Below are 14,424 nucleotides of genomic sequence, written 5' to 3' on the forward strand. Positions count from 1 at the left end.
CAGCCCATGGTCCCCTACTACCCCACCCCCATCTTCGAGCTCGGCGGCCTGACGCTGGACGCCTGGCAGATCCTGGTGGGCCTGGGGATCCTCGCCGGCTTCTTCCACTGCCGGCAGCGGGCCATCGACCGGCGCCTCTCGGTGAAGGTCACCGTCGACCTCAACCTCACGGCGGTGATCTCGGGCTTCCTGATGGCCCACGTGGTGCATCTGCTGGTCTACAACTGGGACAAGTTCGTCGCCGAGCCGCACCTGCTCCTGCCCTGGTACGGCGGCTACTCCTCCACCGGCGGCTTCCTGGGCGCGGCGATCGGCGTGCCGCTCCTGCTCAAGCTGCGCAAGGCGCCCCCCTGGGCCTACGCCGACAACCTCGCCCACGGCTTCGTGCTGGCCTGGTTCCTCGGCCGCACCGGCTGCTTCTTCGCCCACGATCACATCGGCCGCCTCTCCGACTTCCCCCTGGCGGTGGCCTTCCCGGAGGGCGCCCGCCACGACCTCGGGCTCTACGAGGCCCTCTTCGTCCTCACCCTCTTCGTGGCGATGAAGCTCCTCGACCGGCGCGAGCGCTTCCACGGCTTCTACGCCGGGCTCGCCATCGCCGCCTACGCCCCGGTGCGCTTCGGCCTCGACTTCCTGCGGGCCGAGGACCTCGAGTCCCTCGGCAAGCGCTCGGACATCCGCTTCCTGGGGCTGACCCCGGCGCAGTACGGCGCCATCGCCCTGCTTGGCCTCGGCGTCTGGATCCTCGTCCACCGCCGCGGCAAGGGCCGCGAGGACATCAGCGCCGAGATCCACCGCGACTTCCCCGAGGGCCTGCCGCCCGGGCTGCAGCAGGACCCGCCGGCGGAGGACTAGTCCTCCGGGACGATCAGGTCGCCGATCCCGAGGCCCTCGCCGAGGGTCTCGTGGATCTCCTCGATCACCTCGCCCGCCGCCGAGATCAGCAGGCTGGTCCGCTGCCGGAAGAGGAGGGACTCGTCGCCCTCCTCCGTGTAGACGGTGAACTCCGACTCGCGGTGCCGGGACCAGACGAAGATCAGGCGCGTCGCCTCTCCCTCGTCGAGGGGCTCCGCCTCGACGGACTGCAGCTCGTCGAGCTGCGACCAGAGCCGGGCGTGGTGGCCCGAGCCCCCCACCCCCTCCTCGGCCGGAGCCTCGCCCCCGATCCACTCTCGCACCCGACGCTCGGCGGTCTCACGGTCCATGAGACATTCCTACCTCAGATGGGGATCCCTCCCCGTGGTCAGCCGGGGGGTGGTCCCTAGGTTGAGGACAAGGCCGGGGGCCTCCGATTCCAAGGAGGTGACGTGATGATCGTCAGGGCTCTTCTGCTGGCGGCTGGACTCTCACTCTTCCTGCCGCCCCTCGCGGCGCACGCCCGCGACGGGACCTGCAAGTGCACGGCGCGCTGCGAGGCCGATCGGTGCCTGGGGGCGTGCAGCACCCTGGCCACCGAGGGCGCCTGCGCCTGCCAGCCGGGGTCGGCCGGGGGCGCCGCCGCCTGCGAGACCTCCACCCGCGACGGGCCCACCCTCCACCTGCGCCGCACGCGGGTGATCAAGGCGATGCCCGAGGCCCGGCAGGCCGAGCTCTGGGGCTGCCACCCCATCTCCCTCTCTCCCCAGCCCACCTGGGCCGTGGCGCGCTTCGCCCCCCACCTCGTGAACGACACCGGCCGCTTCGCCTCCGAGAGCGTGCAGGTGCTCGGCGCCTCCAGCCGTGAGCTGCTGGACCTCGGCGCCCTCTCCGGCAACTGCCGCTTCGAGGTCGTGGGCTGGCCCGAGTGGGAGGCCGGCACCTCACCGGCCCTCGCGGTGGTCGAGGCCGTCTTCTTCCCGGGCCGGGCCACCCGCTCCGTGGAGGCCTGGCCGGTGGTGGACCCCGGCTACCTGGGCAAGAAGGTCCTCCCCGGCGCCTTCACCGGCCCGGCGGTGCTGCGCTTCAAGACCGACGGCACCGTGCTGCGGGAGGTGCGCCTCGAGCTGGTGCCCGGCGAGAAGAAGAAGACCCACCTCTTCGTGCAGCGCCTCACCGAGGCGGTGACCCTGCGCCGGCCCTCGCCGAGGCCCGAGCCCGCCGAGGGCTTCCTGGTCGCCTGGCTCGAGCAGGGACGGCTGGTGCAGCTCGACGTGGGGGCGGTCTTCGTCCCCGATCCCTCGCCCACCGCCGCGGTGGGCCCCCTCCCCTAGAAGGAGGCGCCGACCATGCCTCGCTACGATGTCCTGAACGAGGCGATCATCCCGGCCGAACCTGCCGCCGTCTATCAGGCCATCCTGGCCGAGCTCCGCGGAGACACCCACTGGTGGATGCCCGACTGGGAGGCCCACCTCCTGCCCGACAGCCGCCCCATCGAGGAGCGCGGCGCCGTCATCGACATCACGGTCCACCACCTGGGCAACCCGCACTTCAAGGCCCGGGTGATGGAGGTGCGGGAGAACCAGCAGATCGACCTGACCTTCCCCGAGGGTGACTTCATCGGCTACGGCGAGTGGATCCTCCAGCCCGTCCCCGGCGGGACCCGCCTCAAGGTCCACTTCGTGGGCACCCCCCACCGCCGCCTCTCGGTCGCCTCCCTCTTCCTCGATCTGGGCCGCCACGAGTACCGGATGATGCAAGATGGCCTGGAGAACCTGGCCTCCTACCTCGGGCCCCGGCCCGTGAACGACGACGAGGCATCCTCATGAAGCGACAGACCCTCACGCGGATCGCCCTGGCGCTCGCGGCCGGCGCGGCCGTGGGCGTCTTCTTCGTGCTCACCGCCCCCGAGCCCTGCGAGCGGGCGGAGGGGCGCCTGCTCCTGGCCCTGCGCGCCGAGGCCTGGCCCCGGGTGGTGAAGCGGGCCGACCGGCTGGCGGCCTGCCGCCCCGCCGATCCCTTCGCCCCCTACGCCCGCGCCAATGCCCTCGCGCGCCTCGGCGAGGCGGAGGACGCCCTGACCTCCCTGCGCCTGGCCCTGGCCCTGGGCCACGACGACCCCGCCTGGCTGCAGACCGAGGAGGCCTTCGCGCCCTACCGCGAGGACCTGCGCTTCCTGGGTCTGGCCGAGGAGATGCAGCAGGCCCGGCGCAAGCGCCTCGAGACCCTCTACCGGCCGGGGCCCGCCCTCTCCGGGGTGCGGGTCCTCGAGGGCCGCCCCGAGGAGGGCCTCTGGTGGCGCCTCTACCTGCCCCCCCAGCCCGGCGACGAGCGCCTGCCCCTGCTGATCTGGATGCACCCCGCCGGCGGCTCGGAGAACCTCCGGATCGAGCCGATGGCCCCGCGCCTCCTCGAGGCTGGCTGGGCCCTCCTGGTGCCCACCGCCAAGGACTTCGGGGGCTGGACCGGCCACGACACCCGCCGGCTCTTCGCCCACAGCCTGGCCGCGGCCGGCGCCCACCCCGAGGTCGACACCCGCCGGCCGATCGTCTTCGGCTACAGCGCCGGCGGGCAGAAGGCCCTCGACCTCTGGCTGGAGGGCACCTACCCCCTGGGCGGCCTGGTGCTGATGGCCGCCTACCCCGTCGACTCCCTCGCCCTCCTCGAGGGGCGCTGGGAGGTCCCCGCGCCGCCCCCGGGCGAGGCCGGCCGCCTCCCCCTCTTCGCCCTGGTGGGGGGCGACGACCCCGGCGCCGCCTGGTGGTCGAAGGTCGCCGCGGCCTGGCAGTCCCGGCCGGGCAGCCTGGAGATCCACCGGGTGCCCGGGCAGGGCCACACCTGGGTGCTGGACGAGGAGCGGGAGGCGGCCCTCCTGCGCTGGCTCGAGCACCGGGCGGGCGAGCGCCGGGCGCAGCAGCCGGGCCAGCGCCCCGTCCCCGATCCCTTCGCCCCCAAGACCGCCGGGCTCTAGGGCGCGGCCCCTACTCGGGGACCACGACCTCCTGTCCCAGGAGCACCCCGCCCTCGCGGTCGACGACCGTCATCCGGTAGGTGCCGGGGGCGGTCCCCTCGGCGAACCAGCGGGCCTGCCAGTGGTGGAAGTCCTTCTTCCGCTTCCGCTTCGGATCGTGGAGCTCGTGGCCCTTCAGCTCCCGGGCCCCGGGCAGGGTCTGCTCCGGGGAGCGGCGCCCGAGGTAGGTCAGCTCCAGGCGCGACGAGCGGTCGTCGACCGGCCGACCCAGGGCGTCGGTGAGGGGCTGGCAGTTCCCGGCGTCGTCACACTGATCGACCCGCAGCAGCACCGGCAGGGGGTCGGCCACTCCGTCGCCGTCGGCGTCGGGGTGCAGGGTCGAGGGCGAGCGCCCCCGCCAGACCAGCTCGAAGCCGCCGCCCCCGGGGAGGGGCCGGGACCAGAGGACCTTGGCGTCGCGGGCGGGCAGGTCCAGGGGGTCGGGGAGCCGGCGCCGCTCACCCGGCAGGCGGAAGGCGGTCTCGGGCTCGGCCAGGTCGACGGCCCTGTCGTCCGACCAGGGCGCCCGGGCCGCGAGCTTCGAGAGCCGCGCCCAGAGGAAGGCCAGGGTCTCGGGTCCCCAGAGGTTCGAGGCGCCCTGATAGTACTGCCAGCGGTACTCCCTCCAGGTGGTGATGTATTGCATGTAACCGTTGGCGTAACCTACTACCCGCACACGCTTTTCCAGCTGCGCTTCCAGCTCTGCCTGAAGGGTCAAACCGGCGGTCGTGGAGAGCTCGGCGGGCACCGCCACCAGGGCCCGGTCGCCGATGCGCACCACCTGGAGGGGCGCGCTCTCGGGGAAGCCGTGGTGGGCGAAGGTGACCTTCTGGAAGGTCGTCTGGAAGGAGAGGCGGGGGCGGTGGCAGCGGTCGCGGCGCTTCGGCTTGCGCACCCCGTCCCGGAAGAGGGGGCTGGCGTAGTAGAAGGCCGTCCGCCCGTCCTCGGCTCCGCCGGCGGTGGCGTTGCCCAGCTCGGCGTCCTTGCAGAGGGCCGCCCCGGGGCGCGCCCCCTGCTGGGCGATGCGCGGCGGCACCGCGCCCGGGGTCTCGGGGTCGAGCACCGGCGCCCGCGAGAGCCGGTAGATGCCGAAGGCCCGGGCGAGCTCGAAGCCCTCCTGGGGCGTCACCTCCCGGGTCGCGGCCTGGACCAGGGTCTGGCCGATCAGGCCGCCGATGCGCCGGGCCTCGTCCCAGGTCTGGCGGTGGTAGTTGCCGATGACGTCGGCCCCGGCCCCGTTCGCCAGGGCCACCACCACCGTCGGGTCCGGGTAGACCTTCTTCGACTGGTTGAGCACCCCCTCGGCGTGCTCGGTGGCCACCCCGTAGGCGTCGGCGTGGAAGAGGGTGTTGAGGTTCTCCACCACCGTCGGGTGCATGGCGATGGTGGCGTGGAGGGCGATCAGCTTCCAGGCCGCCCCCTCCTTGCGCTCGACCTTCAGCACCGTCATCGAGCGGTCGACCTCGGCCTCGGGGTCCGGGCGCACCTGCGGCTTGCCGCAGGTCGTGGCCCCGCCCGCCATCGGATCGCCGTTGTCGCAGTGGGGCTCGAGGCTGGAGTTGCGCACCGTGCCCGGGGGCAGCTCGGCGTCCACCCAGCTCAAGCGCGCCTCGCCGCCGGTCCGCGCCCGGTCCCGGGCGAGCACCACCACGTCGGCGATGCGGTCGGTGAGCAGGCGCACCATGCGGGGGTCGCGGCCGGGCCGCGCGCTGGAGAGGGGCCCCGAGTAGCTCTCCGAGCCGAAGTAGTGGGCCGGCCCGGCGTGGGTGTGGGTGGCCGAGAGCAGGATCCGGTCCATGCCCAGGCCGATCCGCCGCTGGAGCTCGGCGGCGACCTCGTGGTGCAGGAGCAGGGAGATGGACTGGAGGTCACAGACCACCAGGGCCAGGGCCTCGCCCCGGAGGTCCTCGAGGTAGACGGCCCGGCAGTGGAGGCGGCCGCGGTGCCCGCGGGCCCGGGGGCTGTTGGGCCCGTGGCCGAAGAGCGAGCCCCCCAGGGGCGGCGTGATGTCGATCTTGGCGGCGCCGGCCAGGGTGTGGGTGCCGCTGCCGGAGGGCGGGATCGAGAGGGCGACCGGGATGCGCTTCGGACCACAGCCCCCCACGAGGAGGAGCGCCCCGAGCAGGACGATGAGCTGGACCTTCCCCATGGGGGGAGAGGTTACCCGAAAGCGCGGCCCTGCACCGACTTCTGGCCGGAGGTATGCTGTCGCGATGAGCTGGCTCCGGGGTGGATTCGTCGCTGTCGTGCTGGGCCTCGCGCTGGGGGCGCCCTCCCCCTCGCGGGCGGAGGAGGACGTCCGCTACGCCGTCCTCGACGTGCAGGGGCTCGGCAGCGTCGAGACCAGCCAGGTCGAGGGCCTCTCGGGCCTCCTGGCCTCGGAGATCGACCGGCGCCCGGGCTGCGCCGTGATCCGCAGCGCCGAGATCCGCACCATGCTGGGCTTCGAGGCCCAGAAGCAGCTGCTGGGCTGCGACGACGGCTCCTGCCTGGCCGAGCTGGGCGGCGCCCTCGGGGTGCCCTACCTCGTGCAGAGCGAGGTCACCGAGGTGGGCGGCACCTACCTCATCACCCTCGTGCTCCTGGACGTCGAGGCCTCCGAGGCCGCGCGCCGGGTCACCCGCGAGGCCGGCGGCGAGAGGGAGCTGGTCTCCGCCCTGCGCAGCGCGGTGGCCGAGCTGATGGACGGCCCGGCCGGCGCCGCGGCCTCGAACGGCTCGGGCAGCGAGGGCTTCGCCGAGCCGCGCCGGGGCGGCGGCGGCCGCACCCTCAAGTGGATCGGCCTGGGCCTGGGCGGCGCCACCGCCATCGCCGGGGGCGTGATCTACGGCGGCGCCCTGGGCACCTACTACAAGGCCAAGAGCGACCCCCTCGCGGTGACCCGCGCCCAGCGCGACGCCGCCGAGTCGCGCTACCCCCTGGGCCTGGGCCTGCTGGGCGGCGGGGCGGCGCTGGCGATCGGGGCGCTGCTCCTCCCCTCGGGTGGCCCCGCCCACGCGCCGGCGCTGACCCTGGCGCCCTTCGGGGACGGGGTCTACGTGAGCCTGACCCTGCCGCTCGGCGGCGCGGAGGACGCACGATGAAGCGGCTCGCCCTCCCCCTCTTCGCGATCCTCGGCCTCGGCCTGCTGCTGGTGGCCGGCGCCTGCCCCGAGTTCGGCGACGACTACCCCTGCGCCGAGAGCAGCGAGTGCATCAACGGCAAGGTCTGCGGCAGCGGCGGCCTCTGCGTCGATCCCGGCGGGGACGACGGCGGCCTCCCCGACGCGGGCGACGACGGCGGGGTGCCCGACGGCAACCTCCCGGACGGCGGCGACGACGGCGGGACGCCCGACGCCGCCAGCGACGGCGGCGATGACGGCGGGACCCCCGACGCCGCCAGCGACGGCGGCGACGACGGCGGCACCCCTGACGGCAGCAGCGACGGCGGCACCGGCCCCACCGACTGCACCGCGACCTACTGCCCGATGCCCGACTCGCCCACCGAGTGGTGCTCGAACGGCTCGGCCGCCGTGGCCTGCGCCGACGCCCTGACCGGGACCTTCGCCCCGCAGGACGGGCACCACCGGAGTCTCATGCCCTCCTACACCGTGAGCGGTCAGATCGTCCTCGACGAAGTCACGGACCTCTGGTGGCAGCAGATCCCCGGCTCCCCCGCGATCTACACCGAGGCCGAGAGCTTCTGCCGCAACCTCACCCTGCAGGACGGCGGCGGCAACCCCTTCCAGGGCTGGCGCCTGCCCACCCTGGCCGAGCTGATGTCCCTGGCCGACTGGGGCATCACGGCCTCGACCGACCGCTACGACGGGGTCTTCGGCCGCACGAGCAGCCCGGTCTACTGGAGCTCGGAGGAGTTCAGCAACGGCAGCGGCTATCGCTACGTGCTCGACTACGACCAGGCCGAGAAGGACAACATCCTGCCCAGCGCCCTGGCCGCGATCCGCTGCGTGCGGGGCACCCCCCGCTGGCAGGGCCCCCTCGAGTGGGCCAACGGCTCCTGGCGCGACCCCACCACGAACCTCCTCTGGTCGGACACGGTGGATCAGGTCACGACCCGCAACCTGGAGGAGGCCTTCGGCGACTGCGCGGCCCTCACCGAGGGGGGCCACGCCTGGCGGCTGCCCTCGCTCAAGGAGTGGGCCACGGTCTTCGACGTCACGAAGACGAACCTGGCCCCGCGCGTGCGGGACCTGCACCCGGCGGATCAGGGCGAGAACTACTGGAGCTCGACCCCGGACAGCGAGAGCCCCGGCTCGGGCTTCTTCAACGCCTACCTCGGCTCGAACTCGATGATCTTCGTCTACTCCACCACCTCGACCAGCCGGCGGCGGGTGATGTGTGTGGCGGATGGGCCCTAGGGGCTAGTCCGAGAATCGGCCTGTAGTCCGGCGGTCGGACCCCGCTGAGCCGCGAAATCGGCTGGATTCGTTACCTCCGGGCGCCTCGTGCGGTGGCACGTCTGGCATCCGGCCTGCAGTACTGGCCGGCTTGGAATCCGGATGGTAGGAAAGCGGCGTACCGGCCGGGGGAAAGCTCCCACCCCCGCGGTCTTTTGGGTCGGCGGGAGCACGCCGGGGGATACCCGGGGTGGGTCGTTGGAGGACGGGATGAGGGTTTCTCGTTGGTTGTCGGTCGCGTCGCTGGTCGGGGTACTGCTCGTGGCTGCCTGCACGAGCGGTCGCCCCGAGGTCGATGGAACGGTCGAGGGTGAGCTCTCCGGTTCGGTCCACATCGGGGCGGTGAGCGGCGCTCAGGTCAGCCTCCTCGCCGAGCGAGAGGGTGACTGGATCGTCCTCGACCGGACGGTGACCGACGCCGAGGGCCGCTTCACCCTGGCCACCGGGAGCGCGGCCGGCCTCCTTCGGCTCGAGGCGACGGGGGGCGACTATATCGAGGAGGCGAGCGGGGTGGAGGCCAGCCTGGCCGACCACCGCCTGGAGGTGATGATCTCCGACTTCGAGGCCGGGGAGCACCAAGACGGGCTCGTCATCACGCCGATCTCGACCCTCGTCGCGGCCTTCGCCCGCTGGCGCCAGGCCGAGCACGGTGAGAGCCCCCAGCTGGCCCTCCGCGAGGCCGCCCGGCACATCGAGGAGCACTTCGGGCAGCTCGCCTGGACCCGGATCCTCCCGGCCTATCCCACCGGGGTCGACGCGCAGGTCGTCACCGAGGAGCTGCGGGCCGGGCTGCTGCTGGCCGGGCTCTCCCGCCTCGCCCTGAACCTCACCGAGCGGCACGGCTACACCCCCGCCGACCTGACCGCAGCCGAGCTCACCGCGCTCCTCGCCGAGGACATCGAGGCCGACGGGAAGTTCGACGGCAAGGGGCACGCCGGGCAGCTCATGGCCCTCGAGGAGCCGCTGAACGGCTACACCCTCCGGCACCGCCTGGCCGTCTCGACCGTCCACTTCCTGCAGTCCGAACGCAACCGGACCCGGATCGGCCGCGCCGATGTCGACGCGATGGTCACCTTCATCAACGGCAACGACAACCCCGAGCTCTTCCGGAGGGAGGATCCCCCCCTCCCTCTCGACCTCGACGATCCGGTGATCGAGTTCGACGAGCCCGCGGAAGGCACGGGGGTTCGCGGGGAGATCGTCATCCGGGCGCGGGCCATCGACCGTGACTCGGGGATCGCGGCCCTCGGCTTCTTCGAGCCCCTCGAGCTCGTCTCCTTCGCGCCGGTGGGACTGACCGGGGAGGAGGCGACCATCGAGGCCACCCTCGACGTGAGCCCGCTGCCGGAAGGCGAGCTCTTCATGCGGCTGCGCGCCACCGATGGGGTCGGCCTGCAGACCGTCGCGACCCGCAGGCTGGTCGTCTCCAACCACAGCCCCGGCCTGAGCGTCGCCACGCCGCTGCGTGACGCCGACGTCCTGGGGGCGACCGAGATCCTCGCCAGCGCCACCCCCAACCCGGGCACCGGCAGCCCCGTGGTGCGCCTGGAGCTGCTCGCTCCGGCCGGGCTCGTCGACCTCGACGCCACCGCCGCGGGCCTGCGGGTGCAGTGGGACACTACCCGGGAGCTCGAGGGCCCCTTCCTGCTCGTCCTCGAGGCCGAGGACGCCCTGGGCTCCATCGTGACCGTGACCCACCCGGTGGTCGTCGACAACCGCGAGCCCCCCGTGGTCGGCGGGGTCGCCCTCATCGCCGGGCGCCCCGTCCGGGGCGCCATCGCCGAGGCCCACGTCATCACCGAGACCGGCTCCTGGCCCATCGGCTCCTCAACCACCGACGGCCTGGGCCACTTCTCGATCACCCTCGAGGACGAGAACGTGACCTCGCCCGTCGCCCTCGTCGTCCGCGGCGCGCCGGGCGCGGCCTACCACCACCTGATCGCCCAGCACGACGTGCCCTTCCCCGACCCCGACGCCCTCTCGGCCTTTGCGCCCGAGGTGAGCGCCGCGGGCGACCTGCTCGTCAGCCCCTGGACCACCCTCGCCGACACCCTGGCCCGCAGCTACCACCTTCGCTCGGGGATGGAGCCGCCGGCGGCCTACGCGCTGGCCGAGGAGATGATCTCGGGCCACTTCAAGTCCTCCGCCTGGCCGGAGCTCGCCAGCAACCGGCCCCCGGACCTCACCGTCGACAACGACGAGACCGTGGACAGCGCCCGCCTCTCCCTGGCGGACGCGGGCCTGCTCCACTTCACCTACACCGTCTCGGAGGACGTCGCCGGGGATCCCCTGGCCCACTCCTTCACCGGCCTCGTCTCGCTGCTCTCGGACGATCTGAATGATCAGGTCTTCGACGGCTGGCAGGACGCCAAGCGTCTGCTGGTCTTCGGCGACTATCCGGCCGACGAGGAGCTGACCCGGGCCTACCTGGCGACCGGGATCCACGGCTTCGTCCTCTCGCCGGTCAACGGCTCTGGCCTGCAGGCCGACGCCGTCCTCTCGACCCTGCTCAATGAGATCGCCACCGACAGCCGGGCGATCTACCCGACCCCGGGAACCGCCTACGACTCGGTTGGCCCGGTCATCCACTGGGTGACACCCTCCGAGGGCGCCGACGCCGGCGAGAACGAGATCATCGCCCGCGCCTGGGCCGAGGATCCCGCGGGAGGTGTCGAGCTCATCCTGATGTCCACCCTCGGCCCCGACGAGGATCCGGCACCCGAGATCGCCCAGCATCGCGTGCCCAATACCTTCGCGACCGGAGAGGTGGGGGTCGTCAGGCTGGAGGCCAGGGCCTCGGACCGCTTCGGCAACGAGAGCACCAGCACCCTGAGCTTCACCCGTCCGCGGGCCGGGGTCACCGTCCGTGCGCTCGATCCGCTGAGTGGGGCGGACCTGGGCGGCTTCGTCTCCGGCCCCTTCGACCTCGACGCCACCGCGACTGGGGGCTTCGCCACCGACCTCCTCGAGTTCCGGACGCAGGGCTGGCCGGCGGGGCTCTTCGGCACCGTCATCGGCGGCGGCCGGAACATCCAGAGCCTGATCGACGTGTCCGTGCTCTCGCTGGACGGCCCGATCTCCCTGGAGGTCGCCCACCGGACCGTCGACGGGGACCTCGCCACGGCCACCCTCGACGTCGTCGTCGATCGCAGCCTGCCCAGTGTCTCGTCGGTGCCCCTGAACGGAAACCTCCTCGACGGCCGCACCTGGTACGGCCCGGCCTCCCCCGGTGACAGCTTCGCGACGGTGCCCGTGCGCTACGTGGTGGGCGACCCCACTTCCGAGGTGACGACGCTCGAGCTCTTCGGCAGCGGCGTCACCGACGACGGCACCTCGATCCCCGTCCCCCCCGTCGCCCGCTCCACGAGCTGCACCACCAGCTGCATGGGCGAGCTCAGCGTCTTCCTCGTCGAGGGCGTCTACGAGCTCTACGTCCGGGCCGTGGACCAGGCTGGCAACGAGACGATCGACGGCCCCCACCAGGTCTGGGTCGACACGACCGCCCCCACCCTGCAGGACCTCTCCGGCACCTTCGACGACGAGGGGATGCTCGACTTCGTCTGGCAGGGCGGCGCCGGCGCCTACGTGCCCCGCGCCGGTCACGTCCCGAACGATGTCTCCCTCGCCACTCTGGCGATGCAGCAGTGGAAGAAGATGGAGCAGCGCCTCCACGGCACCACCGAGCTCGACGCCCAGCTCGAGAACCTCCCCACCTTCCACGTCGCCGCCGCCGACCCCGGCCAGAGCATCTTCACCCCGACCAGCGCGCTGCGGGTCGAGTCCGAGTATAGCTTCCAGGACACGGACGGCACCTGGAAGCAGCCCGCGGGCCGGGGCTGGAAGCCCTTGATTTCGGTCACCGATCCCGCCGCCGCGCCGGCGACCCACACCGAGCTCGCCAGCCTGGAGCGTCTCGGCCCGAACCTGATGTACGACGTCCGCCGGCACCAGGTCTCCATCCGGGCCATCGACGCCTCCGGCAACGCCTCCGCCACGGTCGTCTACGACTTCGAGCTCGAGTTGCTCCCCGCGCCGGTGGCGGTGGAGGTGGACGCCGACTACTCGACGACGAGCACCGCCGATCCCCAGTCGCTCTACCACTACACCTTCGGAGCCCGGACCATCCACCAGCTCTTCGCCGAGAGCCACCAGGCGACCTTCACCCTCGGCGGGCCGCGGATCGCCCGGGCCGTCATCCACCAGCCCTGGGGCTTTCCGGTGAAGGTGTGGTTGGACACTGGCAGTCTGTCCGACTTGAAGATCGAAAAATCTTCGGGGACCCAACTCATCGCTGGTCCGCTCAACCAGCACGACTGCGGCACTCCCACGGCGATGCCGGACTGTGCCACGGCGGTCCCCGCTGGGGAACCGAACACTCCCTGCCTCACCGCCTGGAACGATCCTGCGCGGGAGAACGTCTACCGCCGCAATGCCGATGGCGACCCGAACGGAGCGCTGAGTGAGTGCTTCTGTGACGCTTCGCCCTGCTCGGGGGTGCAAGTGCTGGCGCGTTCCGTGGGCTCATTTATTTCTGTACCGAGAGAGAAGACTCCCATGGCCCACATCCTCGATTCGACCGGCCTGCCGGTCTCTCCCAGTCAGCCCGGGGTCTTCGAACTCCCGCAGGGCGAGTATGTGCTCTTCCTCGTCTTCGCGATGCCCACGGACCTTCCCTTCCTACGGGCCACGGTCACCCCGACCTTCCCCGGCCGCTACGCCTACGGCACCGTCCTCGAGTCCCGGGAGTCCTATCTCCCTGGCTCCGACCAGACCATCACCGTGGGCACGCCCGTCTACAAGTTTGGCCAATGCATCACCCCCTCCACCTGCACCAGCTACGCAACACAAGAGGAGAAGCTGCTCGAGGGCGACTTCTCGGCCGCCGTCGCGCCGGCCGACCTGAGCAGCCACCTCCTCCTGAACCTCCGCACCCTCTCGACCCGACTCACGAGCCTGCCGGCCCGTGACCCCGATCTCGGGACCGACCCCACCATCTCCCCCTTCTTTGCCCTGGACGCCACCCACTCCACCGACGAGAGCGAGCTATGAAGACCCCGACCCTCCTCCTCCTCACCTTCCTCGGTACGACCGCCTGCCTCGAGGGACCTCCCGGCCCCGAAGGCCCCCGCGGCGAGAACGGCAACTCCCCCTCCCCCGAGACCGTGGCGACCGCCCTGGTCCGGGATCACCTCGACACCATCCGGGGTCCCCAGGGAGAGCCGGGCACCCCCGCCACCGGCCCCACCGCCGAGGAGGTCGCCGCGGTGCTGGTGCGGGATCACCTGGCCGTCATCACCGGTCCCGAGGGTCCCCAGGGCAACGGCCCCACCGCCGAGGAGGTGGCCCAGGCCCTCGTCGACGGCTTCCTCCCGCAGGTCCGTGGCCCCGCCGGCGCCTACGACGCCGTCGACGCCCAGGGCCGGGTCATCGGCCGGGTCACCGGCCTCGGCCGCTATCTCTGGATGGAGGCCGCGCAGGGCTTCGTCTGGATGCCCAGGACCCAATACCAGCCCTCACCCTGGCTGATCTTCACGCCCCCCCCTGAAATCCGGATCCTCTTCAGCAACAGCACCTGCGATGTCGTCACGGGCGAGGTCTTCGTGGACATGAGCTCGGGAGTGAAGCGGGAGCACTGGGTCGATCCGCTGATCATCGGCGGCTGGGCCGGGGACTACGGCGTACGCGGCACCCTGACCGCCCCGCGCGTCGATGGCGTGACCCTCCTCTCCTACAACGAGGGTGTCGAACGCAACTGCCAACCCCTCAACGAGGTCCGGAACGACCTCGTCGTCTTCGACACCGCCGTCACCCTCGCCCCCGGCTCCTGGACCGCGCCCATGACCCTCGTCCCCGCCATCCAGTAGCCCCTCCGGGGGTCCGAGAGCTCCTTCGGCCGAGGATAGGTCCCAGAACTTCAGCCGCTCTCGAACGCACTCGAGCGCATCCCGGTCGATCGCAAACACCCGGTCGTGGGGCGACCAGTTGTCGTTGCCCTCGAAGCGCTGCACCTCGAGGGTGACCTTGTACTGAAGGGGTGACTGGTTCGCGAGCGACAGGATCATGCGGCTCCGGATCTTGTCCTGCGCGGGAGAACGTCTACCGGCGCAACGCGAGATATAAGCAGAAGTCGTGGATCGAGGAGTTGAAGAAGGCGGCGTATCCT

10 protein-coding genes are annotated in these 14,424 nt (G+C 72.1%); 8 read left to right on the forward strand and 2 right to left on the reverse strand.

Going from position 1 to position 14,424, the window contains the following annotated elements; all coding sequences use genetic code 11:
* The first annotated feature begins 6 nt into the window (after window positions 1-6).
* Window positions 7-855, forward strand: coding sequence for a prolipoprotein diacylglyceryl transferase (locus P1V51_18970; GenBank protein MDF1565127.1), 849 nt, complete (start codon window positions 7-9; stop codon window positions 853-855).
* On the opposite strand, the gene P1V51_18975 is transcribed toward P1V51_18970, so the two are convergent.
* Entirely contained in the window at window positions 852-1,205 is a 354-nt protein-coding gene (locus P1V51_18975) for a hypothetical protein (protein ID MDF1565128.1), read from the reverse strand. The two genes, P1V51_18970 and P1V51_18975, sit on opposite strands and share 4 nt — an antisense overlap.
* 105 nt (window positions 1,206-1,310) lie before the next feature.
* Between P1V51_18975 and P1V51_18980 the strand changes: the two genes are divergently transcribed.
* Genes P1V51_18980 through P1V51_18990 form a run of 3 tightly spaced genes read left to right on the forward strand, consistent with a single transcriptional unit; the run spans window position 1,311 to window position 3,826 of the window.
* Window positions 1,311-2,189 carry a hypothetical protein gene (locus P1V51_18980; GenBank protein MDF1565129.1) on the forward strand — a complete coding sequence of 293 codons (879 nt, stop codon included), beginning with the start codon at window positions 1,311-1,313 and terminating at the stop codon, window positions 2,187-2,189.
* Between the two features lie 15 nt (window positions 2,190-2,204).
* Entirely contained in the window at window positions 2,205-2,684 is a 480-nt protein-coding gene (locus P1V51_18985) for a hypothetical protein (GenBank protein MDF1565130.1), read from the forward strand.
* On the forward strand, window positions 2,681-3,826 hold the full coding sequence (locus tag P1V51_18990) for a hypothetical protein (GenBank protein ID MDF1565131.1): 1,146 nt from the start codon (window positions 2,681-2,683) through the stop codon (window positions 3,824-3,826). Before P1V51_18985 ends, P1V51_18990 begins: the two co-directional genes overlap by 4 nt.
* 10 nt (window positions 3,827-3,836) lie before the next feature.
* On the opposite strand, the gene P1V51_18995 is transcribed toward P1V51_18990, so the two are convergent.
* Complete coding sequence (locus P1V51_18995; GenBank protein MDF1565132.1) at window positions 3,837-6,014, reverse strand: neutral/alkaline non-lysosomal ceramidase N-terminal domain-containing protein; 2,178 nt, start codon at window positions 6,012-6,014, stop codon at window positions 3,837-3,839.
* A 64-nt stretch (window positions 6,015-6,078) separates the two neighbouring features.
* Here P1V51_18995 and P1V51_19000 point away from each other — a divergent pair, with 64 nt between their 5' ends.
* The 4 genes from P1V51_19000 (at window position 6,079) to P1V51_19015 (ending at window position 14,125) form a co-directional block, all read left to right on the forward strand.
* On the forward strand, window positions 6,079-6,948 hold the full coding sequence (locus tag P1V51_19000) for a hypothetical protein (protein ID MDF1565133.1): 870 nt from the start codon (window positions 6,079-6,081) through the stop codon (window positions 6,946-6,948).
* A complete protein-coding gene (locus tag P1V51_19005) occupies window positions 6,945-8,222 on the forward strand; it encodes a DUF1566 domain-containing protein (GenBank protein ID MDF1565134.1) in 1,278 nt (425 codons plus the stop codon). Before P1V51_19000 ends, P1V51_19005 begins: the two co-directional genes overlap by 4 nt.
* A gap of 267 nt (window positions 8,223-8,489) precedes the next feature.
* Window positions 8,490-13,310 carry a hypothetical protein gene (locus tag P1V51_19010; GenBank protein ID MDF1565135.1) on the forward strand — a complete coding sequence of 1,607 codons (4,821 nt, stop codon included), beginning with the start codon at window positions 8,490-8,492 and terminating at the stop codon, window positions 13,308-13,310.
* Window positions 13,307-14,125: a hypothetical protein gene (locus P1V51_19015; GenBank protein MDF1565136.1), complete on the forward strand. Its 819-nt coding sequence runs from the start codon at window positions 13,307-13,309 to the stop codon at window positions 14,123-14,125. Before P1V51_19010 ends, P1V51_19015 begins: the two co-directional genes overlap by 4 nt.
* The last annotated feature ends 299 nt before the right edge of the window (window positions 14,126-14,424 follow it).

Source organism: Deltaproteobacteria bacterium, assembly GCA_029210625.1.
Lineage (GTDB): Bacteria > Myxococcota > Myxococcia > SLRQ01 > SLRQ01 > JARGFU01.